This window comes from Enterococcus caccae ATCC BAA-1240 (assembly GCF_000407145.1).
Taxonomy (GTDB): Bacteria; Bacillota; Bacilli; order Lactobacillales; family Enterococcaceae; genus Enterococcus_L; species Enterococcus_L caccae.
Genome location: NZ_KE136473.1, coordinates 383607 through 407310, shown reverse-complemented (window position 1 = coordinate 407310; position 23704 = coordinate 383607). Strand labels below are relative to the sequence as shown.

Below are 23704 nucleotides of genomic sequence, written 5' to 3'. Positions count from 1 at the left end.
GCTAAACTAATAGACGTGCTTGCGCCCTTAGTGTAGTGGATATCACGTAAGATTCCGGTTCTTGAGACGGGGGTTCGATTCCCTCAGGGCGTGTTTTTTCTGCCGATCAATAGAATCTATATCTAGAATTATAGCATAGTTTAAAAGCGGATGTGTTCATAATTCTTCCCATTTTCAAGACAACTTAAACTTAAAAGACCGAGATGGAAGTATAACGTAGAAGTTCCTTCTGCTTCCACCATTTACTTGGCTTTCTTGTGGCTAGGATGTGACTCATAGAGTTACGTCCTAGCCACCTTTTTAGTTACTTTCATGTCTTACACTAAAAAAGAATTTATTGACCACACTCTACTTTCTCATTTTCCTATAGATTTCATCTAAAAAATGATAAAAATATATTGTTTTTTTATGCTATCATAGTCTTTCAAGAATATTACAGTTAGGTAGTTGATAAGTATTGAGTCAGCGTCATGCCAAATTAATGATTTTTTCAGTTCTTTTAGCTCTCTTAGAACTTATTCTTATTCGTTATTTTAACCAGTTTATAACAATTGATTATCAGTTTTTATTTTTAGTTATCACTTTTATTCAAAGCGGAATCTTCTTATACTACTTGCTTTCATTTCTTCTCCTATTATTCCTGAATAATCGCTCTAAAAATAAATATCCTGCTCAAAAAAGAACTGAGATATAACTCGAAGAGTTATGTCCCAGCTCTTTTGTTTCCTTTATTTTCTATAGGCTAACGCACTAAGATTTAAAGATTTCCAAAGTAAGCTGAAATGACTATGCAACACAATCATATATAAACGGATGTAGAACAACACTTACTTAATTCTAGAAGGCAAATACTTCTGTCCTACCTTCTTTTCAACGTTACAACACCATTGCTTCCAATTCAAAACGAATCTTACTTTGGATTTTTTGTATTTTTTCGATTTCTGCGTGATTTTCATCAATTTGAAATTTTTGTGCAATTGAATGGTTATAAGAAATAATATAACTGATCGCCCACAACTTAGGATCTTCAATGATTTCATCTGCCAAAGGATACAATATTGCAAAATGCAGTCTGATTTCCTCTAAGACATCTACAAGTAAAATGGGATCATCATTGATCAACTCTTTTTCTAAAAACAATAAAATTCTTTGATACGCCGCACAATCCAATGGTCCACCAATGGATGCTGGAATAACAGTATATTTTTTGTTATCTCTCCACAAAAACTCAACTTCTTCTTTGACGTGAAGACTTACAAGTTCTTCAAGGATCCAAGACCGAACTAAATTATGTACCCGCGCATCCAACAAAATAGTTTTACCAATCACGATAAATTCATCTTGAGGTAGTTGTCCAGCTTTTTTTACTATTGCCAATTGTTCGTAATAATTATGTGCACTTAAATGATTTAACTCCTCTTTTAATTCTTTGATTTTGCTAACCTCAAACTGCCGATACATCAATTCGACATGACGGATTTTTTTCTTCAAAGAAACAAGTTTTCTCATCTCACCGCTTTGCTCCATCAATATTCGCTCATTAATGATACTGTGTGCTTGAATGAACATGTGATTTTGAATTAAAATTTGAATATAGAGTTCCAGATAATCTAAGCAAGTAAAATATTTTTCTTTCATTTCTGATGCTAAAGATAATGCTTGCTCATTTTCACCTATTTCTAAATACGTATTGACCAAGACTAAATTTAGTGGAAAATCTTGCCGAATTGCATATGCTTGCTCGTAATAGTTTACTGTAGCCATTAAATTATTTTGTTTCGCCGCTTCTTCACCTAGTTTAATAAATCGTTCATAGTTCTTTGGAAATGGAATTTTATTGGTCAAAAGAAACACCACCTTCCTAATGATTATTTCTCATGAGATAACACTTACCTACATAAATGATATCAAAAAAGAAATAGTGTGTATCCTTTAAAAAGGAAAAACTTTTTTAACTACTCCTATTAAAACAACTGACTCCTAATATAAATTTCTGATGATGACAGCTGTTTCTGGCTGACCTTGCGCTTGCATTCGTTCTGCTTTTTCACTCAATGTATAGCCAACAAAAAAGTCCTTTGTCAGTTCATCTTGCACTTTAAATTCCATAACTTCCTCTACATGGAAAGCATCTGGCTCAACTTCTTGAACACTATCCCATCCAGTATCGATAAACACTTTTGTATTATCCTGGATTGTGCTATTGGCTTCCAGCTCTGCCACAATTTTTTTTAATTGTGAAAATGTCATTACCTCTACTCGATTATCCATTGTACTGCCTCACTTTCTTCTAATATTTTTTAGCCAACAATATGTATACCCAACCTTTTACTTTTCTCCCTTATTATCATAACCTAAAATCAACTTTTATAATACTTAAAATTAAAAAGAAGAAGAATAAACTTTTTTGTTTATTCTCCTTCCGCTTTTTTTACTCTTTTATTAAATTGCCATCCTCAATACGGTAAATACTGTCACTCCACTCGATCATTCTAGGATCATGGGTCACCATGATCGTTGCTTTTTGCTTTTCATGGGCTTCTTTTGCTAAAATTTTTACAACTTCATACGCATGCTCTGTATCCAAACTAGCTGTTGGCTCATCTGCTAAAATCAAACTAGGTTCGTTGAACAAGGCACGAGCAATCGCTACTCGTTGCCGCTCTCCACCAGAAAGATCTCTTGGAAATTTATGGATCAAATCAGCGATGTCTAACGAGGTCAGTAATTTATTGATCCGTTGAGTCTCTGTTTTTTTCTTTTCAATTTTATCAACTAATGTAAATTGATTTTTTACTGTTAAAAATGGAATCAAATTGGACGATTGCAGAACAAATCCAATTTCTTCAAAACGCAACCGTGAGCGTTTCTTTTCATTCAAATGCGTAAAATCTTTTCCATTAATCATCATCTTACCAGTCGTAGGCGATTGTAGTCCACCTGCAATCGTTAAGAACGTACTTTTCCCTGATCCAGAAGGGCCAATGATACTGACAAATTCTCCAGCTTTAACACTTAAATTGATTCCTTTTAATGCCTCAACTTTTGCATGACCTTTTCCAAATGATTTGCGAATATCCTCCATTAATAAAATATCAGTCATTTTCTTAGCCTCCTATTGCTTTCATGGGATCGACATGTGTTACTGTACGAATTGAGAAAACACCGCCCAAGACAGCAACAATGATCAAAACAATACTATAAATTACTAGATTGCTACTATCTAATTCAAACGGCATAGCAGACGGTAACACTGTGTTGGTCAATAAGGTTAAAATAACTCCAATCGCAACACCGATGACGCCTAAAATAAAGGTCTGAGCAATGATTGATTTGATAATATAGCCATTTGAAATTCCTTGTGCTTTCATTACACCAAATAAGCTCGTTTTTTGTAAGGTCATCACATAAATAAAGATTCCAATTATCGCAGCAGTGATCACAAATAAGAAATATATCATCGCGTTAAGTGTCAGATTTTGTTCACTATAGCCTGGTAGTTTCTCAATAAACGTTTCAATGTCATATTTAGCCAAATAAGTATCATCATTCTTGAATTTAATATCATTCGTTTTGGTAGAGCGGACAACAATTCCATTGATAGGCGCTTTGTCCCCTTCAATAATTTTGCCAAATTTAAGTTCTTGCCATTGGTCGATCGATGTATAAATCAATGGTACAATACTAAAACTATTTTGTTTTGTAATTCCAACAACTTTCAGTTCTTTATCAAGTTTACCAATTTTTACAGTATCACCTAATTTAATTCCTTTATCCACCAAATTTTGAGGTATGATAATTTCTCCTGAATTTTTAAAATATCGTCCTTCAACCAAATTAGGTTTGATCGAACTGCTTTCAGTCACACCAAATAGTGAAATATTGATCTTATCGGTCTCTTTGTTTTGTCCTACTTTGTTTAGCGCTCCTGCATATTGTCCAAGTGGTTCTTTTTGTTTCGCTTCGACTTGTTTTAAATCGTCAATGACTAAACTTGAAGCATTCAAACTTTTATTTGCATCATCAGACAAAATAACGCTCGTAGCATCCCACTGATCAACGCCTTGCCTTACACCTTGTGCCAATCCATTTGCTAGCCCAGACAACATAAACGCAACATACGCAACCAATACAATCACACCGATTACTAATGTATACCTAAGCTTAAAAAACTTCATCTCTTCTAAACCTAAAAACATTGACTCCACCTCTTTTTTATCAGTTGATAAAAAAATGTCGAAAAAAACTAAACATTTTTATCAGTTGATAAAAATTCTACCATGAAAAAAAGAATTAAACAACACTTTTTTATCACATGATAAAAATTGATGCAATTCTTTAAGATAAAACCCCATGTAAAACCATATCGATTAGTTCTGCAATCTGCTCTGAGCGTTCTTTTTCTGTAGAAAGTTGATGAATCGTTGAAAAAAGCAATGACAAACTCATTAGGTAAAACTGTGATGCTTTTTGAGATGAGACTTTAGAGTTTAATGAACTAGAACTTGATTCAAAAATTCCCTGCAATGGTTCTAAATAAAAGTCATTTAATATATGAAATAATTTCTGTTTATTCTCTGGTTCCATTTCAGCCGCACTTTGGTGAATGAATGAAAAAATATCTCGATGATAGACATTTAACAAAGCATGTGTACATTTGACCAATTGATTTTCAAGAGTATCTGATTCCTTTTGTATTTGTTCTATTTCGTATTTCAACTGACTCCCTATTTGCTTATTGATTTCAATAAATAAAACTTCCTTATTAGAGAAATGATAATACATTGCTGGCTGCGTCATATTTACAGCTTTCGCAATATCACGAGTAGAAGTATTTTTATACCCATTTTTTAAGAAAAGTTTCTTTGCCGTTTCTAAAATTGATTGATGCGTCACTTCAAATACTTTTTCTTTTTTCATTGCCCTTTCCTCCACTTTTGCTTAAGACCATAATCTTTTACTGTATGAACTATTTTAAATCAAAAATTAAGAAAAAGATAGTCAATAAAAATGATCCTATAGTTTATATAATGAATTCATAATTTAAACAGTACTGTATTACATTTCAAAAACGATCGTTATTGAAATCTGAACATCACTATATTACAACTTTCCCTTATTGTGAAATAAATGATCCTTTTTTGTAAAGTAAGAAACCAACTTTTAACCTACCTTTTACATACTTTTTCAACGAGCTGTGTTTAAATGTTAACTGGTCTTAAAAGAGTAAGGTACTAATCCGTACTTTATTTAAAATATCTTTTAAGATTTTATAGAGAAAATTTTAAACAATTGAGGAGAGTTTTTTTGAAAAAAAATAAATTCGTTACGATATTATTTATCAGCTGTGTTCCCCTTTTTACTGGACTATTGTTAGGAGATCAGGCGTTTGCAACTTCTGCTGAAATAACGCCACAAGAAAAAATCATTGCCGAATCATCACAAAAACTAACACAATTAAAAGAAACAAAACAAACATTTTCGCAACAGCAAACTAAAAAAAGAAATCAACTTTTAGACATACAAAAGAAAATGCAAGAAATCCAAACTGAACTTGCACAGCTAAATGAAATTAAATCTACTGGAATTATTTATGAAGTATCAAAACCAGATAATAGTGATCGTTCAACACTCACAACTCATTTTTCTCCGATCACTATCAAAGATAACGCAACAACTGAGAAAAAAGGGCAATTAGCATACTTAAAACAAGAACAAGCCACATTAAAACTAGATTCAGAAAATATTTCAAAGCAAGAATTAGAGGTTCATAAACAAGAAACTCTGTTGTCTGAAAAAATAGCTCAGGCAAAAAGCCAAAAAGTCGAACAAGCAAAACAAACAGATATACGCTCAGCTGTCGTTGATGCTGCAAAAACACATTTAGGTAAACCCTATGTTTACGGTGCTGCTGGTCCCGACGCTTTTGATTGCTCTGGTTTAGTTCAAGTCGCTTTTGCTTCTGCTGGGCATGCTTTAGGTCGAACAACTGTTGATCAAGAAACAGCTGGGGAGACAATCCCAGTTTCACAAGCGCAAGCAGGTGACTTAGTATTTTGGGGTAGTCATGGGGGAACCTACCATGTTGGAATCTCAACTGGAGACGGTTCATATATACATGCACCAGTTCCTGGAGATGTTGTACAAATCGCAACCGTTGCTTCATATACACCCGATTTCGCTGTAAGAGTTTTATAAGAGATTTCCGCTCTCTATCGACGGAAACTTCAATTCTTAGTGTTTTAGCACTAAAAAAATTGTAATAGTTCCACTACTTTTTCATCTCCGTGTCTTCACAAAGAGAGCGTGCAACAAAACGAACTTTTCGTTTTGTTGCACGCTCTCTTTCTGTTCATTTTCATGATTTTTTTTCGTTTTGCTAACAAAAAGAAGATACGTTTTAGAATAATCTGTTTTTCATCTAAAATAATTCTCATTTTTTTGTATTAACATCAAAATTGTTGAGAATTATGAGAAACTATGGTATTTTATGGTTGTGTGTAATTTGATTTGTGTTCCCTCCATCTTTTCGGATGAGGGAATATTTTTTTTAAACATTTTTACCAACAAGAATTGTTCATTCTGCCATGGTTTCTTAAATTTGTTCCTCTCATATGTTTCCACCGACTCGTTTCCCTTCTATCATACATAGAATCATCAGATTTTTGCCATTCTGTTTGAATATCTTCCACCTTTTCCTTGGTTAATTCATTCGCATTCACTTTTTGTTCTAGTTCATCTTGTTTATTATCACGGCTATCACGATAGTGTCCATGTCTAGGCCCCATCTCAATAGTATTCATTTGATTATTTTCAACTCTTCCAACTGCTTCGCTAACTGTGATAAACCCTACTATCCCTATAAATATTACTACAAGTGAAGCACTGATCATTTTCTTCTTCATTTCTTAATTCCTCCTACATTTAAAAATTGAATGAGCTTGTATAGCTAGTTAACTTTTTTTAGTGTACTCAATAATTGTGTCAAATATGTGTCGAAAATAAATTCCCCAAACAGATAATTATTGATTATAATAAACGTAGAAACTAGGAGGATGTCTCATGAAGAATATCTTGATCGTGGATGATCACTTACAAATTACAGAAGTTTTAAAAGAATATATTATCAAAGAAGGTTTTTCACCAATAGTAGCTTTTGATGGACAAGCAGCGCTTGATGCCTTTTCTAGTCATTCAATCGAGCTGATTTTACTAGACGTCATGCTTCCTAAGTTAGACGGGTTCGATGTTTGTAAAAAAATAAGGGAAACGTCAAATGTGCCCATCATCATGGTTACAGCAAAAGGGGAAGACTATCATCGGATCATGGGCTTAGATATCGGGGCAGATGATTATATTGTTAAGCCATTTTCTCCAAGCGAAGTCATGGCCAGAGTTCGTGCGATTCTAAGACGAATCGAGCGAACAGATGAAAATCAACAAACGATGAAACAACTCACTTACGATAATTTGATTGTCTACTTAGAGGAAAAAAAGGTGACCATTGAACAGCAAGAAATCTTGTTAACAAAAAGAGAATTAGAGCTGCTCTGGCTCCTCTTAGCCAACCGAGAAAAAGTATTTTCTAGAGATAACTTGCTAGATAGTTTATGGGGCATCGATTATTTTGGTGATGCAAGAACCGTTGATACTCACATCAAACGCTTGCGAGCAAAATTAGATGAAGCTGCTCATCCAAACTGGGAAATCGCAACCGTTTGGGGCCAAGGATATAAATTCGAGGGTAAAAATGAAAAATAAACTAACTAGAAAACTAATCCTTTACTTTTCACTTACACTACTACTTTTTTCATTAGTAATCGGTGTAGCATTCAGTACTTTATTTTCTAAACAAACTGTCACTATCCATACGGAAGAAATGACTCGACGTGCAACCATAATCGCCGATACTCTAAATGATTATTTCACTGAACAAGAAGAAGCTACAACTGACCGTAACGCTTCCATGCATGGCATGATGGGATCTAACTCCTCAATGAAGATGAGCATGGGCTATTCTTCATTCTTAAAATTTATGGATCAGTTGGCTATGGATGATATTTGGATCGTTGATGAAAATGCAGATACAATCACAGTTGGTCACGGTATGCATCGTAAAGAATACAATGATTTACCTGACAATGCTCGAGATGTTATAAAAAAAGTCTATACTGGTAAAACTGCCACTAGTGATGCCTTCAGCAATTTTATTGGAGAACCCACTGTTACGGTAGGGGCACCGATAAAAAATAGTGATGGAAATGTCCTTGCTGTTGTTTTACTCCACTCAGCGATTTCTAGAGTTCACAAAGAAGAAAAACAAGGATATTTATTGCTGTTCATTAGTATTTTACTGGCTTGGATCATTGGGCTTTTATTATCCATTTTGCTATCAAAAAAATTCATCGCGCCAATCAATCAAATGAGTCATTTCACTGAAGAACTTGTCGTTGAAAATTATGATAAATCATTAGATATCGATCCTCAAGATGAAATGGGACAACTGGGCGAACAATTAATTATCCTAAAAGATCGACTTGCTGATGCAAAATTTCAGCGTGAAAATCGTGAGCAAGCACAGAAGAACTTCTTATCCACCATTTCTCACGAATTAAGAACACCTGTCACCGTGATCCGTGGTTCACTTGAATCCTTAAATGACGGTTTGATTAATCAGCCAGACAAAATCAAACAATACCATCAACAACTCTTAATGGAATCCATTGTTTTAGAACGATTGATCAATGATTTACTGGAACTATCTAGACTAGAAAATCCCGAATTTACAATTACGATGGAACCTGTAGCAATCATTGATATTTTATCAGATAGCCTAAGAAGTTTGCGCTTGAAATCATCAGAAAAAGGACAACAATTACGATTAGAGAATTCAGTAGTGACACCAATCGTTGTCAATGGCGATTACGGTAGAATTCGGCAGCTTTTTGTTATCTTGCTGGAAAATGCTATCAAATTTGCACCTCAAAAAGCAACAATTGCTGTCCAGTCAATCATAAAATCAGGTAACCTAATCATTAGCGTTCATAATCCTGGTTCGTATATTCCGTCCAAAGAACAAAAAGAGATTTTCCAACGCTTCCATCAAGTACAGTCAAAAAAACCAGTAGACGGAACTGGCCTGGGTTTAGCTATTGCCAAAGAAATTGCAGAGCGGCATCACTTTATTTTAGATGTGACTAGTAATAAACAAACTGGGACCGTCTTTTACGTTAAGATACCTATAAAATAAAAATGAGGCTGAGATAGAACTCTTCGAGTTACATCTCAGCCTTAAGGTATTCGAATAAACGGTGGAAGCAAAAACAAATCCTTCGTAAATAAGTTGGAATTCACAATGAGGTACAACTTGATGTTGAATAGTACCTACTCGGTTTTCGGAGTTAAATACTTTCGTTCCAACTTCCTCTTAAAATATGGATAAACAATGGCCAAAAAGTAAATTACATTCCATTTCGACCACAACAATTTTTCAGAACTGAGCACGATTATCTCAGTCTCTTTTTGATTTTACTCAACCGTAACACTTTTAGCTAGATTACGAGGTTTATCCACATCATAACCTCTTTGTAACGTTGCAAAGTAAGCAATCAATTGTGTCGGGATAATACTAACTAGTGGCGTCAATAGAGGATGCACGTCTGGTATAATCAACTGATCGGTTTCTTTAGACAGTGAACCTAAAGAAATCACAAAATTATGTGCACCTCGACTTTCGACTTCTTTTAGATTTCCGCGAGTATGAGCAGCAGTTTTTCTGTCCGTAATCACACCAAGAACCGGGGTTCCCTCTTCGATCAGTGCAATCGTTCCATGTTTTAACTCGCCAGCCGCGAACCCTTCAGCTTGGATATAGGAAATTTCTTTCAGTTTTAATGAAGCCTCCATTGATACAAAATAATCCACACCCCGACCGATATAAAACGCATTTCTGGTTGTTGATAAATACTCCTCTACCAACTGACTGATCGACATCTTTTCATCGATGATTGTTTCCATCACTGCTGCAATAACACTTAGCTCATGCGCAAGATCAAATTTTAGTGATGACTGATTCTTTTTAGAATCTCCAACAGCTTTAGCAAGAACAGCTAAAACAGCAATTTGAGCCGTGTAAGCTTTGGTTGATGCAACAGCAATTTCTGGTCCTGCATGGAGGAGCAACGTGTAATCTGCTTCTCTAGATAATGTTGAACCTGCTACATTCGTCAATGTTAATGAAGGCAATCCTAATTCATTCAGCTGCACCAATACTTGACGACTATCTGCAGTCTCTCCACTTTGACTCAAGAAGATGAAAAATGGTTTTTCTGATAATAGCGGCATATTATAGCCAAATTCACTTGAAAGATGAACTTCAACGGGTATGTTAGTCATTTTCTCAAGAAGTGCTTTGCCAACCCAACCAGCATTATAACTAGTCCCACAAGCAACTACATAAATACGATCACTAGCAATTATTTTTTTGACGATTTTTTCATCAATCATAGTATCCCCAATTGCATCTGTATACTCTTGAATAATCCGTCGCATCACTGTTGGCTGCTCATCAATTTCTTTAAGCATATAATAAGGATAGGTACCTTTTTCGATGTCGCTTAAATCAAGTTGCGCTTCATAAGATTCACGATACACCAAGTTTCCTTTTGTGTCTTCGATCTCTATCTTATCTGCTTGGACAGTCACCATTTCCCCATCTGCAATTTCAACAAAATGATTGGTTTCAGCTAACATCGCCATCGCATCACTACAAATTACATTAAATTGATCTCCTAAGCCGATTAATAAAGGACTTTTATTTTTAGCAACAAAAATAGTGTCTGGATTATTTTTGTCGATCAACGCAAATGCATAGGAGCCTTCGATCACAGTCAGTGCTTTTTTCATAGCTTCTTTTGTTGTCAGCCCATTTTGCGCAAAATGTTCAATAAGATGAACTGCAATCTCAGTATCTGTTTCACCTTCTAATTGCTTATTTTGAAGAAATTCCTGTTTTATTTCTTCAAAATTTTCGATCACACCATTGTGTACTAAAATAAATTGATGATTACTTGATGTATGAGGATGGGCATTTCTTTCACTTGGTTTGCCATGAGTTGCCCAACGTGTATGACCGATCCCCACTGTTCCTTGGACTTCTGGGCCGATTTTAGTTTGTAAATCAGCAATTCTTCCTAATGATTTCACTAGATGATCTTGCTTGTCTTTCCCTGTTACAAAAATACCAGCAGAATCATATCCTCTATATTCTAATTTCTCTAATCCTTGGATTAGAATATCTGTTGCATTCTCTTTCCCAATAATTCCTACGATTCCACACATACTATTCATTTCCTACTTTCTCAATTGTCTTAGGTCATGACTCGAAAAAAGTTTATCTCTGTTCAATCATTTTATCTGAACAGACTTCATAATTTTTATTTCTAATACATTCTATTTTTCCGAATCTCCATCATAGGTTTCTATTCTGCATAGTTGAATTTTTGTTATAATTTTGCAATTATTTTTTTCTTCAACTTGTAGAGTGCAGTCCCTAGAGCCATCCGCCGAATCTTTCGATAAGCTCTTTCCTCGTCACCTGTATACTCAGGCCTGGCGCTATCCATCATTGGTATAACTACCCTCCTTTTCATTATATCTAATAGAAACTGCATTAATAATACAATATACCAAACAAAATTGTCAACACTTTTATAAAAATTCAAAATTGGTCTAGTCTAAAAAACAAAAGAGAGCGTAACAAAACGAATCTTTCATTTTGTTACGCTCTTTAAAATCAAATAAATGCTGGGATCAAGGCAGCTCCTTCGAAAATAAGCTAACTACTTTAATCCCAGCTTCTAGAAATTATTCATTAAATGGGTTATAGAATCTCCCACCATTCACGTTGAATAAGACAAAACTGATTCCCGTCAACAAAACCGCTAATCCTATAACCAAAAAATCAGAAATACGGAACGGTTGTTGAGCATACCAAGTTCTTTTCTTCTTTTCGCCAAAACGTCGTAGCTCCATTGCTATACTAATGGTCTCAATTCGATCTAAACTTGAAAGAATCAAAGGAAAAACAATTTGGGCTGTTCCTTTCAACCGTTGCGTTAGTTTGCCTTTTTTGGACATTTCAAAACCACGAGCCTGCTGTGCAAGTGAAATATTGACAAAATCTTCTTGAATATCTGGAATATAACGAATAGCTAGCGCAACTGCATAACTAATCTTATAACTAATACCGATTCGATTTAAACTAGAAGCAAATTCACTTGGGTTTGTTGTCAGCAGAAAAATCAAAACCAAAGGAATCGTGCAAAAATATTTTAAAACTAGATTGAACTCATAAAATAATTGTTCCTGCGTTACTGTAAAACGCCCAAAACCTTCCAAAATAACCGTTCTAGACTGGTATAATTCTACTCCATATTCTGGAGCGAATAAATAAACTGCAATAATATTCAATAATGAAAAAACAAAAATAAATTTTACAACAAATGAAATCTGATGCCATTTGATATTAGATAACTTAAATAAAACCAATGAAAATGCTGTCATACCAATCAAAAAACGAGTATCATAGGTTGTCATACAAGCAATCGATAAGAGAATCAAAAAAATCAGTTTAGCCGTTCCATTTAATTTATGAATCATGGTATTATCAGGAATATAACCTAACATTTGATGTTCATTCATTTCAAACGCACCTCCTGATCATAGGTCATAAAGTTTTCAGTAAATAAAAATGGATCTTCTAACCCCAAATGCTGCGCAAAGGTAAATAGGCTTGTTTCTTTCAACGATGCTTGCTCCACTAAACCAGTATCCGTTAAAAGATTGACTGGCGTCGTATCAGCGATGATTTCACCGTTATACAGCACCAATGCTCGATCCGTATATTCTAACATCAGATGCATATCATGCGTAATCATCGCAATCGTTACACCTAACTTATTCAACGCTTCTAAAAATGTCATCATTTCAGTATAATGCTTAAAATCTTGTCCAGCAGTCGGTTCATCTAATACGATCATTTCAGGTTCTAAAACTAAGATTGCAGCAATTGTAACGCGCTTCTTCTGTCCAAAGCTAAGTGCAGAAATCGGCCAATGACGAAATGAATATAATCCACATATTTTCAGCACCTTCTCAACACGCTCTTTAATTTCTTCTGTCGGTATCCCCTTTAAAGTCAAGCCTAAAGCAACTTCTTCAAAAATCATTTTCTTTGAAATCATTTGATTCGGATTTTGCATGACAAAACCAATTTTATCGGCACGTTCCTTGATTGAAAATTGAGTAAGGTCCTCTCCTAACCAGCTCATTTTTCCAGATTGTGGCGTAACAAAGCCACAAATAGCTTTACTCAACGTGGATTTCCCAGCTCCATTTTTCCCAACAATACTGAGCATTTCTCCACGATTAAATACAACCGAAACATCGTTTAAAACATATCGATCATTTCGATTATATTGATACGTCACATTTTCCAGAGTCAATAACGGCGGTAAAACGGGTTTTTCTGAAATTTGAACTTGGTTTTTCATCCAGTTTTCCATTTGTTCTTTTAGATTTGGCGCTTGAACTTTTTCAATATTAGACAAATATAAGACTGTTTCTAAATCAATACCAGCATATTTCATTGCAGTTATATAAAGTGGTTCTCGTATGCCTTGATTTGTTAAGATATTCGTTTTTAATAATTCATCAGCAGGTAAATCGGCGACAACTCGGCCCTCATTAAACACAATTATACGATCGACCGATCGATATAAAACATCTTCTAAACGATGCTCAATAATCAAAATAGTTGTTTCTGTTTTTTGATGAATCTCTTCAATCAGTGCAATCGTTTCTTTTCCAGCTTTTGGATCTAGATTCGCTAATGGTTCATCAAATAATAATATCGGGGCTTCATCAATCAAAACACCCGCCATTGATACTCGTTGTTTTTGTCCCCCTGATAAATCCTGAGGTCGATGATGTAAAAACTCATTTAACCCAACAATTTTTGTCCAATGATCCACTTCTTCTTTCATTTTTGTTTGTGAAACTTCATCATTTTCCAAAGCGAATGCGACGTCTTCTCCCACTGTTAATCCAATAAACTGGCCATCTGTATCTTGTAAAACAGTCCCAACCTCAAAAGATAAATCAACTAGACTTGTCTCCGTTAATTTTTTATCTCCGATGTTTACTTCCCCTGTTATTTTTCCTTCATAACTATATGGAATCAAGCCATTGACACACTGAGCAAAGGTTGATTTTCCACTGCCACTTGGGCCAACGATCAAGACTTTTTCGCCTTCATAAATCGTTAAATCAATATTATGTAATGTAGGTTCAGCTTGACTATGGTATTGGAAAGTAAAATCCTTAAATGTTATAAGTGGTTTTTTCATCGTTGCCGCTCCTTTATTCTATGTAAAAAAGGACAAGAAAAGGCTACTAAGCTTTAAACCCAAGCTTGCTTTTTCTCGCCCTTAACTTTTAGTTCTGAAATGAAAGTAATACTAAAGTTCATTTTACTATATAATCAATCTTTTGTTAAACTGCCTTTTTTTGTTCGTGTTGCTGCGTATGCTGCCATCAATAAGGTACCAATGATTCCTACTGCAATAATATTTAAAATAACGGCAATCACACCTTGCGTGTATACTTTACTAGCTGGTTCACTATAAATCAGCACATCCAAAGTGGGAGCAATCAATCCCCATACCACAGCGTTTCCGATTACTTGATAACTATTAAAACGAATAATGTCTTTTTTACTGAATTCGCCGTGTTGAAGATCCATTTTTCTACCAGCAAAACCGTAGATCACTCCTATAATACCCGAACAAACGATCCAACTCCACCATGCACTGCCATAAGTTGTAAAATCTTTTAACGTATGACCGATCAAACCAATCAATCCACCTGCTACTGGTCCAAATATAACAGATATCAATGCTAAGAAAGGATAAGCTGTCTCTAAATTCGTATTAGGAAATCCTGTTGGAATCACTACAAAGCGACCCAAGATGACAAATACTGCTGAGCCAATTCCAATTGCTACAATTGTTTTTACTGAAAAATCTTTTTTCATCTTCCCACTCCTACTCAAAAATTATCTTTGGTGCTTTTCTTAGCTGAATCGTCCAATCAGTACCCGTTCCAATATGATACAATTTAGAAAACGAATCTTGATTGACTGCAACCCCAATATTGACCAATGAATTAACGTATACTAATGGTTCACCGATATTAACATCTGCAAAAGATTTTGCAAATTTCATAATATTTTGATACACTTTCTTCCCTTGATGATAGATCGTCACCTGTAATTGATCACCATGAACAATGTTTTCTTCCTTCATAAAGGCCAACGGAATATTGGTCCACAAAGAACCAAAACGAATATCTAGAACATCGATACTACCTTCTAGGATATGCTCGTTATGCTTTGCTTCGATTAATGGCAGTATTTCTAGAGAAGATGCCGCGACAACGTTACCTAACTTTTCAAAAGAGATTTCTCCACTAGCTAATCGTGCACCATTATAGGCATAAATATCTCTGCCATGAAACGTGTGGCTCTCTTCTGAATGTGGCAAACGGCTTGTAACTTCATCAATCGAGCGAATCTCTTCAATTCCTTGATAATGGGCAATATGCGTTAACGAGCCATTATCTGGTGTAATAATATAATGTCCGGAATTTGTTTTGGCAACAATACTTCGCCTCGTACTCCCCACACCTGGATCGACAACTGATACAAAAACAGTCTCCTTCGGCCAGTATTTCACAGTTTGATATAAACGATAAGAGGCTGCCCAAATATCATACGGAGGAATTTCATGGGTTAGATCACCAATGATGATTTTATCGCTCACCATATGTGCTACGCCATACATCGCACTTACTGCTCCGTCCCCAAGTCCAAAATCTGTTTGTAAAACTAAATAATTCCCCATCACATTACCCCTCTCTGAACTATTCTGATATCTTTATTTTTCAATGAACAGATCGTTTGGAAGCATCGCTTCTTTCCTACCAATTCTCAAACATAGTACCTTTTTCTGTTTATTCTGTCAACAAATTATCGAACGATTATAAAAAAAAAGCAATGATTATTCGGTATTAAAAAAAGAAAAATAATAGTGAGTGGGACATAACTCTTCGAGTCATATCCCACTCACGTGGAATCCGGATAAACGGTAGGAGTAGAAGCAATCCCTTCTTATTTCTGGGAATTAAACACTTATGTCCCATCCTCCTATTCCCTTAAACACTAACTAACCTACTCCTATTTCAGCTTTTACAACATCAGCGATTTTATCCACATAATAATCAACTTTTTCTTGCGTTGGTGCCTCAGCCATCACTCGTAATAGTGGCTCAGTTCCTGAAGGACGAACTAAAATGCGGCCATCACCATTCATTTCGGCTTCCATCAATTCCACAATTTCTTTAATTGCTGGTACATCCATCGCACCATGTTTATCTGTTACTCTAATATTGACTAATTTTTGTGGATAAACTGTTACCTCTGAAGCAAGCTCTGAGAGTTTTTTACCCGTTTGTTTCATCACATTCAATAATTGAATACCTGAGAGCATTCCATCACCTGTTGTATTGTAATCAAGGAAAATCATATGCCCTGATTGCTCGCCACCAAAATTATACTCATTCTTACGCATTTCTTCAACAACATAACGGTCACCAACTTGAGTGATTACATCTTTCATACCAGCAGCTTCTACTGCTTTACGGAAACCTAGATTACTCATGACAGTCGTTACGATCGTATCTTTTTTCAAACGATTCTTTTCAGCAAGATACTTCGCACAAATAAACATGATTTTATCTCCGTCAACGATATGACCTAATTCATCAACTGCAATAATTCGATCACCATCGCCATCAAAAGCCAAACCTACATCTGCACCCTTTTCAACAACCATTTCCGCTAATTTTTCAGGATGTGTAGAACCTACACCATCGTTGATATTTAATCCATTAGGGCTTGTACCCATCGTATAGAAATCTGTTTCTAAATCTGCAAACAAACGGTTTACAGAAGTTGCTGTTGCACCATTTGCAGCATCGATACAAACCGTTAACCCAGATAAATCACCTGGAATTGTTTGTACTAAGAATTGAGAATATTTTAATAATCCTTCTGGAAATTCATCTAGCGTACCTAAGCCTTCAGCTGAAGGTCTAGGCAAGTTGTCTACTTCTGCATCTAATAACGCTTCGATTTCAAGTTCTTGATCGTCCACTAATTTAAACCCATCTGAGCCAAAAAATTTAATTCCGTTATCCTCTGCTGGATTGTGTGAAGCTGAGATCATGACACCCGCTGAAGCTTTTTGTAATCTTGTTAAATAGGCTACACCTGGCGTTGAAATAACGCCTAATTGAAAGACTTCGATACCAACAGATAAAAGACCAGAAATCAAAGCTTGCTCCAGTAATTGACCTGAGATACGTGTATCACGTCCAACTAAAACTCTTGGACGACGTGTTGAATCTTCATGTTGACTTAACACATATCCACCAAAACGACCTAATTTAAATGCTAATTCCGGTGTTAATTCCTTATTGGCAATGCCTCTAACACCGTCTGTTCCAAAATATTTACCCATCATAACTCTCCTTCTACTTACTAAACAATATCAGTATCCCATTGAACAAGGCTCAAAAGAATACCAGATTTTTTAGACAATCAACTTAATTCTCAGGAGTCGAACTACTCCCATTTTCTATATCATTTTCTACAGTACTTTCAGTGCTAGTAGAACTTGACGTACTCGACACACTCGAGGAACTGTTTATTTTCTCACTTGAAGGTACAGGTGTTGGTAACACTTGACTTGAATAAGCTGTTACTGAACTTTGTCCCCTAGTCTCAGAAAAACTGGTATTAGTTCCTGTAAAGACTGGATTGATCGTCACTTCTACTTCCTCAGGTGTCACAATGTATTCTCCATTTGTTGGTATTTTTATCGTTTGTTTTGTTGATGATTTGATATTACTTATATCAACAGGCAGCTCTAAGGTGTTGATTGCATCCAAAACTGATTTTGTACCTCTAATTTCGACTTTTTGTTCTGAAAGATTAAATGTATAATGTTCGACATTAGATGGTGGTGAACCAGTTGGACTGATTGTCAGCCCAACTTCTTTGGATGGCAATGATAAATCAACGGTTACTTTTACTTGTGGCGCCGGATTCTCAATACTTAGTACTTGTCCTTTACTATCAAGTGCTTGGACATTCACTGTTTGTTTGATCGCATCCACTGATTGCTTAACATTTGATAACGGTGCAACTACGCGGTCGATTACTTTAGCAGTTTCTTCTCCCGTTGTGATTTCTACACTCTTAGGGCTTACTGCGACCTTTTCTATTTTGTACCCTTCTGCTTCAATTGACTCTGGTATTTGTGCTTCGACATTAAATGTTTTTGTCACTTTTTTCTCTACAGTTACAGTGATTGTTTTTGGTTCGATTTCCGCTGTTACAGCCGTACTTAATCCTTTAACTCGTAGTTGAATCTCAGAAGTTCCAAGAGGCGTTTTAGTCAAATCAGCGACCACTTGAAAATTTCTAGTATCTTCATTTGATTCTAAATTCAATTGGATCCGATTAGCACTACTTAAGTGAACATTGACTGTTTCTTCATAACCAGATACAAAGTACTTGTCTTGATCATACTCTACTTGAACCGGAATATTGTACAACATTTCATCATAAACTTGGTTCGAACCAGAAATGTTGGATATACTTCCTGATGCATTTGCATTGAAAAATAACAGCAAGGCAAAAAGTAATGCTAGCAGACCTGAAAACCAGTTGCTTTGAGAGGGCTTTTTCATTTCTTCTTCGCCCCTTTCGAAACACCTTCAAGGAAGTGCTGCAAAAGATTCTTCTTATCTTTGCCTTCTTCTTTAGGAACTAATTCCGCTCTAAGAATTTTCAGATACTCTTCTTGACTCAATCTAGAAATCAAATCATTATTCAACGTTAAGCTGACATCACCTGTTTCTTCTGACACAATAATGGTCACAGCATCACTGACTTCGCTAATTCCAACAGCAGCCCTATGACGAGTACCAAATTCTTTAGGTATTAAATTGCTTTCAGATAAAGGTAAGTACGCACTTGCCACAGCGATCTTCCCTTGTTTTACAATCACTGCTCCATCATGTAACGGTGTATTCGGAATAAAAATATTTATCAATAACTCTCCTGAAATATCAGCATCCAAATCGATGCCCGTTTCGATATATTCATCTAGTCCTGTATTTCTTTCTACTGTGATCAATGCACCGATTTTCCGTTTGGACATGTATTGGATTGCTTTATCAAACGCAAGCACCATTTTTTCATCTTCTTGCTGCTCAGACTTACTCGTACGAAAAAAGGAGCTTCTGCCAAGATGTTCCAGCCCTCGCCGAACTTCTGGCTGAAAAATAACGACAGCTGCAATGACACCATACATAATCACTTGATTCATCAACCAAGACAATGTATGCAGCCCAATAATTTCGCTCAATATCCGAATCACAATGAACACAGCGACCCCTTTTAATAGCTGGACAGCTTTCGTTCCTTTAACTAGCATGATTAGTTTGTAAACAAGATACCACACTACCAAAATATCTATAACATTAATAATATAGTCACGCGACAAGAAATCTGATGAGATCAATTGTCGCCAATAATTCAAATCAAATAATTGACTAAGTTGAAAAGACATCATAAACCTCACTTCTCTCTGAAGATTTCTTAATCAGTATACCATAATCTGTTGCTTGATTACAGGATGAGAGCGAACGATAGAAAAATTTAAATAAAAAGAATGAAAGAATTAGACGCTAGCGCCTGACTTCTTTCATTCTAAAACAATTGTTTATTCTTCTGGTTTCACTCGTTTTACTGCACGTTCTGCTCGTCTAGCAGCTCGTCTTGCCTCTGCTTCTGGGTCAACGACACGTTCTTTCTTCAAACGAGGTGTTTTTTCAACCATTGATTCTGCCGGTATTTTTTCTAATTTTGCTCGTATTTTTTCTTCTTGACCAGCCATACGGGCATAATTGTAAAAACGATTTTTGGCATCAGCGACTGTCTTCTCAAAAAGTTTCCCCGCAAATTCAGGTTGTGTAGACTCTAATGAGGAGAAACGAACTTGTTTACGCATAAATGCTTGCATCTCTTCAAAATTCGGTTTTTTATAATCTAATGTCATCGGATTTTTTCCTGATTCTCTTAGCTGCGGATTATAGCGATACAATGACCAATAACCAGAATTAACGGCTTCTTTCGCTTCTTCCAAAGTTTTGCTCATGCCTCCAGTTAACCCGTGAGTAATACATGGTGTATAGGCAATAATGATCGATGGTCCAGGGAAACGCTCGGCTTCTTCAAAGGCTTTGATCGTCTGCATTTGATTAGCACCTGACGCAATCTGAGCAACATAAACATTGCCATAAGTCATTGCCATCATACCTAAATCTTTTTTAGAAACGTATTTTCCACTAGCAGAGAATTTTGCGATTGCAGATGCTGGTGTTGCTTTTGATGTCTGACCACCGGTATTAGAATAGACTTCATTGTCTAAAACTAACATATTCACATCAGCTCCACTGGCAAGAACATGATCGATTCCACCATAACCAATATCATAGGCCCAACCATCTCCACCAATCATCCATTGGCTATTTTTCACAAATAAATCGTTATCTGCATAGATCGCCTCTAACAATGGTTGGTTCATTTTTTCATCAAGCAATGCTGCTTTCAGTTTGGCTGCACGTTGTTGGGTTCCTTCTCCAGTATGCATGTGATCGATCCAGTCTTCCATCAACAATTTTAATTCAGGCGAAGCAATAGTCATAGCTTCACTCATTTTCATCGCTAAGTGTTCGCGACGAGTTTGGCTAGCTAATAACATACCATAACCAAATTCAGCATTATCTTCTAACAATGAATTAGACCATGCTGGGCCTTGCCCCTGATCATTAGTTGTATACGGTGCAACAGGTGCTGCCCCACCCCAAATAGAAGAGCAACCAGTCGCATTGGCAATCATCATTCGATCACCAAACATCTGAGTCAATAACTTCACATAAGGTGTTTCTCCACAACCAGAGCACGCACCAGAAAACTCTAATAGTGGTTTGTTAAATTGCGTACCTAAAACTGTGTTAGGTTTGGCTGGATTTTCTTTTTGTTTCAACGTCATAGAAAATGCCCAGTTCATCGCTTGTTCTTTTTGTTCTTCATATGGTTTCATAACCAATGCTTTACCTTTAGCAGGACAAGCATCCACACACAGTCCACACCCCGTACAATCTTCTACAGAAACTTGAATTCGGTATTTTAAGCCATCCGCCCCACGCATTTCTTTGACAATGTATCCTTCTGGCGCTTCTTCCATTTCCTCGTCATCTGCTAAAAACGGACGAATCGCGGCATGTGGACAAACAAATGCGCACTCATTACACATTGTACAACGATCACTATTCCATTCTGGCACTTCAACAGCAATACCGCGTTTTTCAACAGCTGTTGTGCCAAGCGGCATCCGTCCATCTGTCATATCATTTTTGACAAAGGTACTAACCGCAAGCTCATTTCCTTCTTGGCGATTGATTGGTTCTACGATTTCATGAACGTAATCAGTAACGTTTGCTTTGCGGATTTTTGGTTTTATTTCAACCGTTTTCCAAGCAGTCGGAACTTCGACCTTGTGTAAAAGCTCAACAGTACGCTCGATTGCTTGAACATTTTTCTCTACTACAGACATTGATTTACGGGCGTAGCTTTTGAAGGCTTCTTCTTTTAAAATCGGCAACACTTCATCAAACGGCATAATATCTGCTAATTTGAAGAAGGCTGTTTCCATCGCAGTATTGATCCGTCCACCTAAACCAACTTCACTGGCTAGTTTAACAGCATTGATCGTATAAAACTTTATGTCGTTTTCAGCTAGATAACGTTTTAACTTATTCGGTAAAAAACGTTCTAATTGCTCGTCATTCCAAACTGTATTTAGTAAAAATGTCCCGCCTTTTTTCAACCCTTTAACTAAATCATACGTATTCAAATAAGCCGCCGTATGACAAGCAACAAAATCCGCATGTTCGATCAAATAAGTCGAACGAATTGGTGTGTCCCCAAAGCGTAGGTGAGAAACAGTTAAACCACCAGATTTTTTAGAATCGTAATAAAAGAATCCTTGCGCATATTTATCGGTATGGTCCCCAATGATTTTGATTGCCGACTTGTTTGCACCGACAGTTCCATCTGAACCAAAACCCCAGAATTTTGCTTGATACGTTTTTGGATTGGTTAGATCCAGCGCTTGTCCACAATCAAGAGAAGTATAGGTCACATCATCTACGATTCCAATTGTAAAACGAGCTTTCGCTGCTTTTTTATCCTTCAATAACTCCTCATAAATTGCGACGATTTGATTTGGCAATACATCTTTTGATCCTAATCCATAACGTCCACCAATAATCATTGGACGTAACTCTGATTCATACATCGCACTTTGAACGTCTAAAAATAAAGGCTCGCCGCCTGCTCCTGGTTCTTTTGTACGATCCATCACGCCGATTGCTTTGACCGTCTTAGGCATTTTTTCTAAAAAGTTTTCAATTGGGAAAGGACGATACAAATGAATATTTAAGAAACCTACTTTTCTGCCTTGTTTCGTTAAGTAATCGATTGTTTGTTCAATAGCCTGTGCTGCTGATCCCATCGAAACAATCACTTCTTCAGCATCTTCTGCTCCATAATAAGTGACTAAATCATAATTGGTTCCTCTAAGCTCATTGATTTCATCCATGTATTTTTTCACAACAGCTGGAATTTGTTCGTAATAACTATTGATTGTCTCACGTTGTTGAAAATGGATATCTGGATTTTGATTCATTCCACTGACTGAAGGATGATTTGGATTCATACTTCTGCTGCGGAAGTTTTCTAATTTTTCTTGATCTAATAAGGGAGCTAATTCGTCATATTCTAATACTTCGATTTTTTGAATTTCGTGACTTGTCCGAAATCCATCAAAAAAATTGATGAAAGGAACACTTGACTCTATTGAAGCTAAATGAGCAACTGCCGATAAATCCATTACTTCCTGTACACTGCTCTCACTCAACATAGCAAAACCAGTCTGACGAGCAGCCATCACATCACCGTGATCACCAAAGATATTCAAAGCATTGGTCGTCACAGCACGACTGGCAACATGAAATACCGACGGCAATAGTTCACCAGCAATCTTATACATATTTGGAATCATCAATAGTAAACCTTGTGAAGCAGTATATGTAGTTGTTAACGCACCTGTTTTCAGCGATCCATGGACAACGCCTGCGGCTCCTGCTTCTGATTGCATTTCAACGATTTTAACAGGTTGTCCAAAGATATTTTGCTTGCCTTCGGCTGACCATTGATCGACAAGTTCAGCCATCGTTGAGCTTGGTGTAATTGGATAAATAGCCGCTAATTCGGTAAATGCATATGAAATGTATGCGGCTGCTGTATTTCCATCCATCGTCTTCATTTTTCGCATAATAATATTCATCATCCTTCTATCTAAAAGTAGAATAGTTGCACGCATATTCTCCTTTATTATAACGGAAGCGACCCCATTTTGGAACAGTTTGTGAATAAATTTCACAAACTGTT

19 protein-coding genes and 1 tRNA gene are annotated in these 23704 nt (G+C 36.1%); 4 read left to right on the top strand and 16 right to left on the bottom strand.

The genetic code is table 11. The annotated features are described in order from the left end of the window. Positions 1–21 precede the first annotated feature (21 nt). A tRNA-Arg gene (locus I580_RS07435) sits at positions 22–93 on the top strand. 783 nt (positions 94–876) lie between these two features. Here I580_RS07435 and I580_RS07430 read toward each other — a convergent pair. From I580_RS07430 to I580_RS07410, 5 genes are all read right to left on the bottom strand, one after another. After that, complete coding sequence (locus I580_RS07430; protein ID WP_010771342.1) at positions 877–1854, bottom strand: hypothetical protein; 978 nt, start codon at positions 1852–1854, stop codon at positions 877–879. A 126-nt stretch (positions 1855–1980) separates the two neighbouring features. Then, a complete protein-coding gene (locus I580_RS07425) occupies positions 1981–2271 on the bottom strand; it encodes a hypothetical protein (RefSeq protein WP_010771341.1) in 291 nt (96 codons plus the stop codon). Positions 2272–2431: 160 nt separating this feature from the next. After that, complete coding sequence (locus I580_RS07420; RefSeq protein ID WP_010771340.1) at positions 2432–3103, bottom strand: ABC transporter ATP-binding protein; 672 nt, start codon at positions 3101–3103, stop codon at positions 2432–2434. A 4-nt stretch (positions 3104–3107) separates the two neighbouring features. Beyond that, positions 3108–4199 carry an ABC transporter permease gene (locus tag I580_RS07415; RefSeq protein ID WP_010771339.1) on the bottom strand — a complete coding sequence of 364 codons (1092 nt, stop codon included), beginning with the start codon at positions 4197–4199 and terminating at the stop codon, positions 3108–3110. A gap of 139 nt (positions 4200–4338) precedes the next feature. Beyond that, positions 4339–4920: a TetR/AcrR family transcriptional regulator gene (locus I580_RS07410; protein ID WP_010771338.1), complete on the bottom strand. Its 582-nt coding sequence runs from the start codon at positions 4918–4920 to the stop codon at positions 4339–4341. A 387-nt stretch (positions 4921–5307) separates the two neighbouring features. Here I580_RS07410 and I580_RS07405 point away from each other — a divergent pair, with 387 nt between their 5' ends. Continuing rightward, complete coding sequence (locus I580_RS07405) at positions 5308–6198, top strand: C40 family peptidase (RefSeq protein ID WP_010771337.1); 891 nt, start codon at positions 5308–5310, stop codon at positions 6196–6198. Positions 6199–6560: 362 nt separating this feature from the next. On the opposite strand, the gene I580_RS07400 is transcribed toward I580_RS07405, so the two are convergent. Further along, positions 6561–6905: a hypothetical protein gene (locus I580_RS07400; RefSeq protein WP_010771336.1), complete on the bottom strand. Its 345-nt coding sequence runs from the start codon at positions 6903–6905 to the stop codon at positions 6561–6563. Between the two features lie 157 nt (positions 6906–7062). On the opposite strand from I580_RS07400, the gene I580_RS07395 reads away from it, so the two are divergent. Together I580_RS07395 and I580_RS07390 are read left to right on the top strand one after the other, a co-directional pair. After that, complete coding sequence (locus tag I580_RS07395) at positions 7063–7761, top strand: response regulator transcription factor (protein ID WP_010771335.1); 699 nt, start codon at positions 7063–7065, stop codon at positions 7759–7761. Then, the gene (locus I580_RS07390; RefSeq protein ID WP_010771334.1) at positions 7751–9250 is read left to right on the top strand and encodes an ATP-binding protein; all 1500 of its coding nucleotides are present in this window, start codon (positions 7751–7753) and stop codon (positions 9248–9250) included. Before I580_RS07395 ends, I580_RS07390 begins: the two co-directional genes overlap by 11 nt. Before the next feature lie 278 nt (positions 9251–9528). On the opposite strand, the gene glmS is transcribed toward I580_RS07390, so the two are convergent. The 10 genes from glmS to nifJ all read right to left on the bottom strand — a co-directional run bounded on the left by glmS (position 9529) and on the right by nifJ (position 23588). Beyond that, the gene (glmS, locus tag I580_RS07385) at positions 9529–11340 is read right to left on the bottom strand and encodes a glutamine--fructose-6-phosphate transaminase (isomerizing) (RefSeq protein ID WP_010771333.1); all 1812 of its coding nucleotides are present in this window, start codon (positions 11338–11340) and stop codon (positions 9529–9531) included. Positions 11341–11504: 164 nt separating this feature from the next. Next, positions 11505–11627: a hypothetical protein gene (locus tag I580_RS17325; RefSeq protein WP_010771332.1), complete on the bottom strand. Its 123-nt coding sequence runs from the start codon at positions 11625–11627 to the stop codon at positions 11505–11507. A 238-nt stretch (positions 11628–11865) separates the two neighbouring features. Next, entirely contained in the window at positions 11866–12702 is an 837-nt protein-coding gene (locus I580_RS07380) for an energy-coupling factor transporter transmembrane component T family protein (RefSeq protein WP_010771331.1), read from the bottom strand. Further along, on the bottom strand, positions 12699–14408 hold the full coding sequence (locus I580_RS07375) for an ABC transporter ATP-binding protein (protein WP_010771330.1): 1710 nt from the start codon (positions 14406–14408) through the stop codon (positions 12699–12701). The genes I580_RS07380 and I580_RS07375 overlap by 4 nt, the downstream gene beginning before the upstream one ends. A 134-nt stretch (positions 14409–14542) precedes the next feature. After that, positions 14543–15094: an ECF-type riboflavin transporter substrate-binding protein gene (locus I580_RS07370; RefSeq protein WP_010771329.1), complete on the bottom strand. Its 552-nt coding sequence runs from the start codon at positions 15092–15094 to the stop codon at positions 14543–14545. Positions 15095–15104: 10 nt separating this feature from the next. Further along, positions 15105–15962: an SAM hydrolase/SAM-dependent halogenase family protein gene (locus I580_RS07365; protein ID WP_010771328.1), complete on the bottom strand. Its 858-nt coding sequence runs from the start codon at positions 15960–15962 to the stop codon at positions 15105–15107. Between the two features lie 321 nt (positions 15963–16283). Beyond that, the gene (gene glmM / locus I580_RS07360) at positions 16284–17639 is read right to left on the bottom strand and encodes a phosphoglucosamine mutase (RefSeq protein ID WP_010771327.1); all 1356 of its coding nucleotides are present in this window, start codon (positions 17637–17639) and stop codon (positions 16284–16286) included. Between the two features lie 85 nt (positions 17640–17724). Then, on the bottom strand, positions 17725–18873 hold the full coding sequence (locus I580_RS07355) for a CdaR family protein (protein ID WP_010771326.1): 1149 nt from the start codon (positions 18871–18873) through the stop codon (positions 17725–17727). Next, complete coding sequence (gene cdaA / locus I580_RS07350) at positions 18870–19757, bottom strand: diadenylate cyclase CdaA (protein WP_010771325.1); 888 nt, start codon at positions 19755–19757, stop codon at positions 18870–18872. Before cdaA ends, I580_RS07355 begins: the two co-directional genes overlap by 4 nt. Positions 19758–19910: 153 nt before the next feature. Next, complete coding sequence (gene nifJ, locus I580_RS07345; protein ID WP_143141741.1) at positions 19911–23588, bottom strand: pyruvate:ferredoxin (flavodoxin) oxidoreductase; 3678 nt, start codon at positions 23586–23588, stop codon at positions 19911–19913. Between the last annotated feature and the right edge of the window lie 116 nt (positions 23589–23704).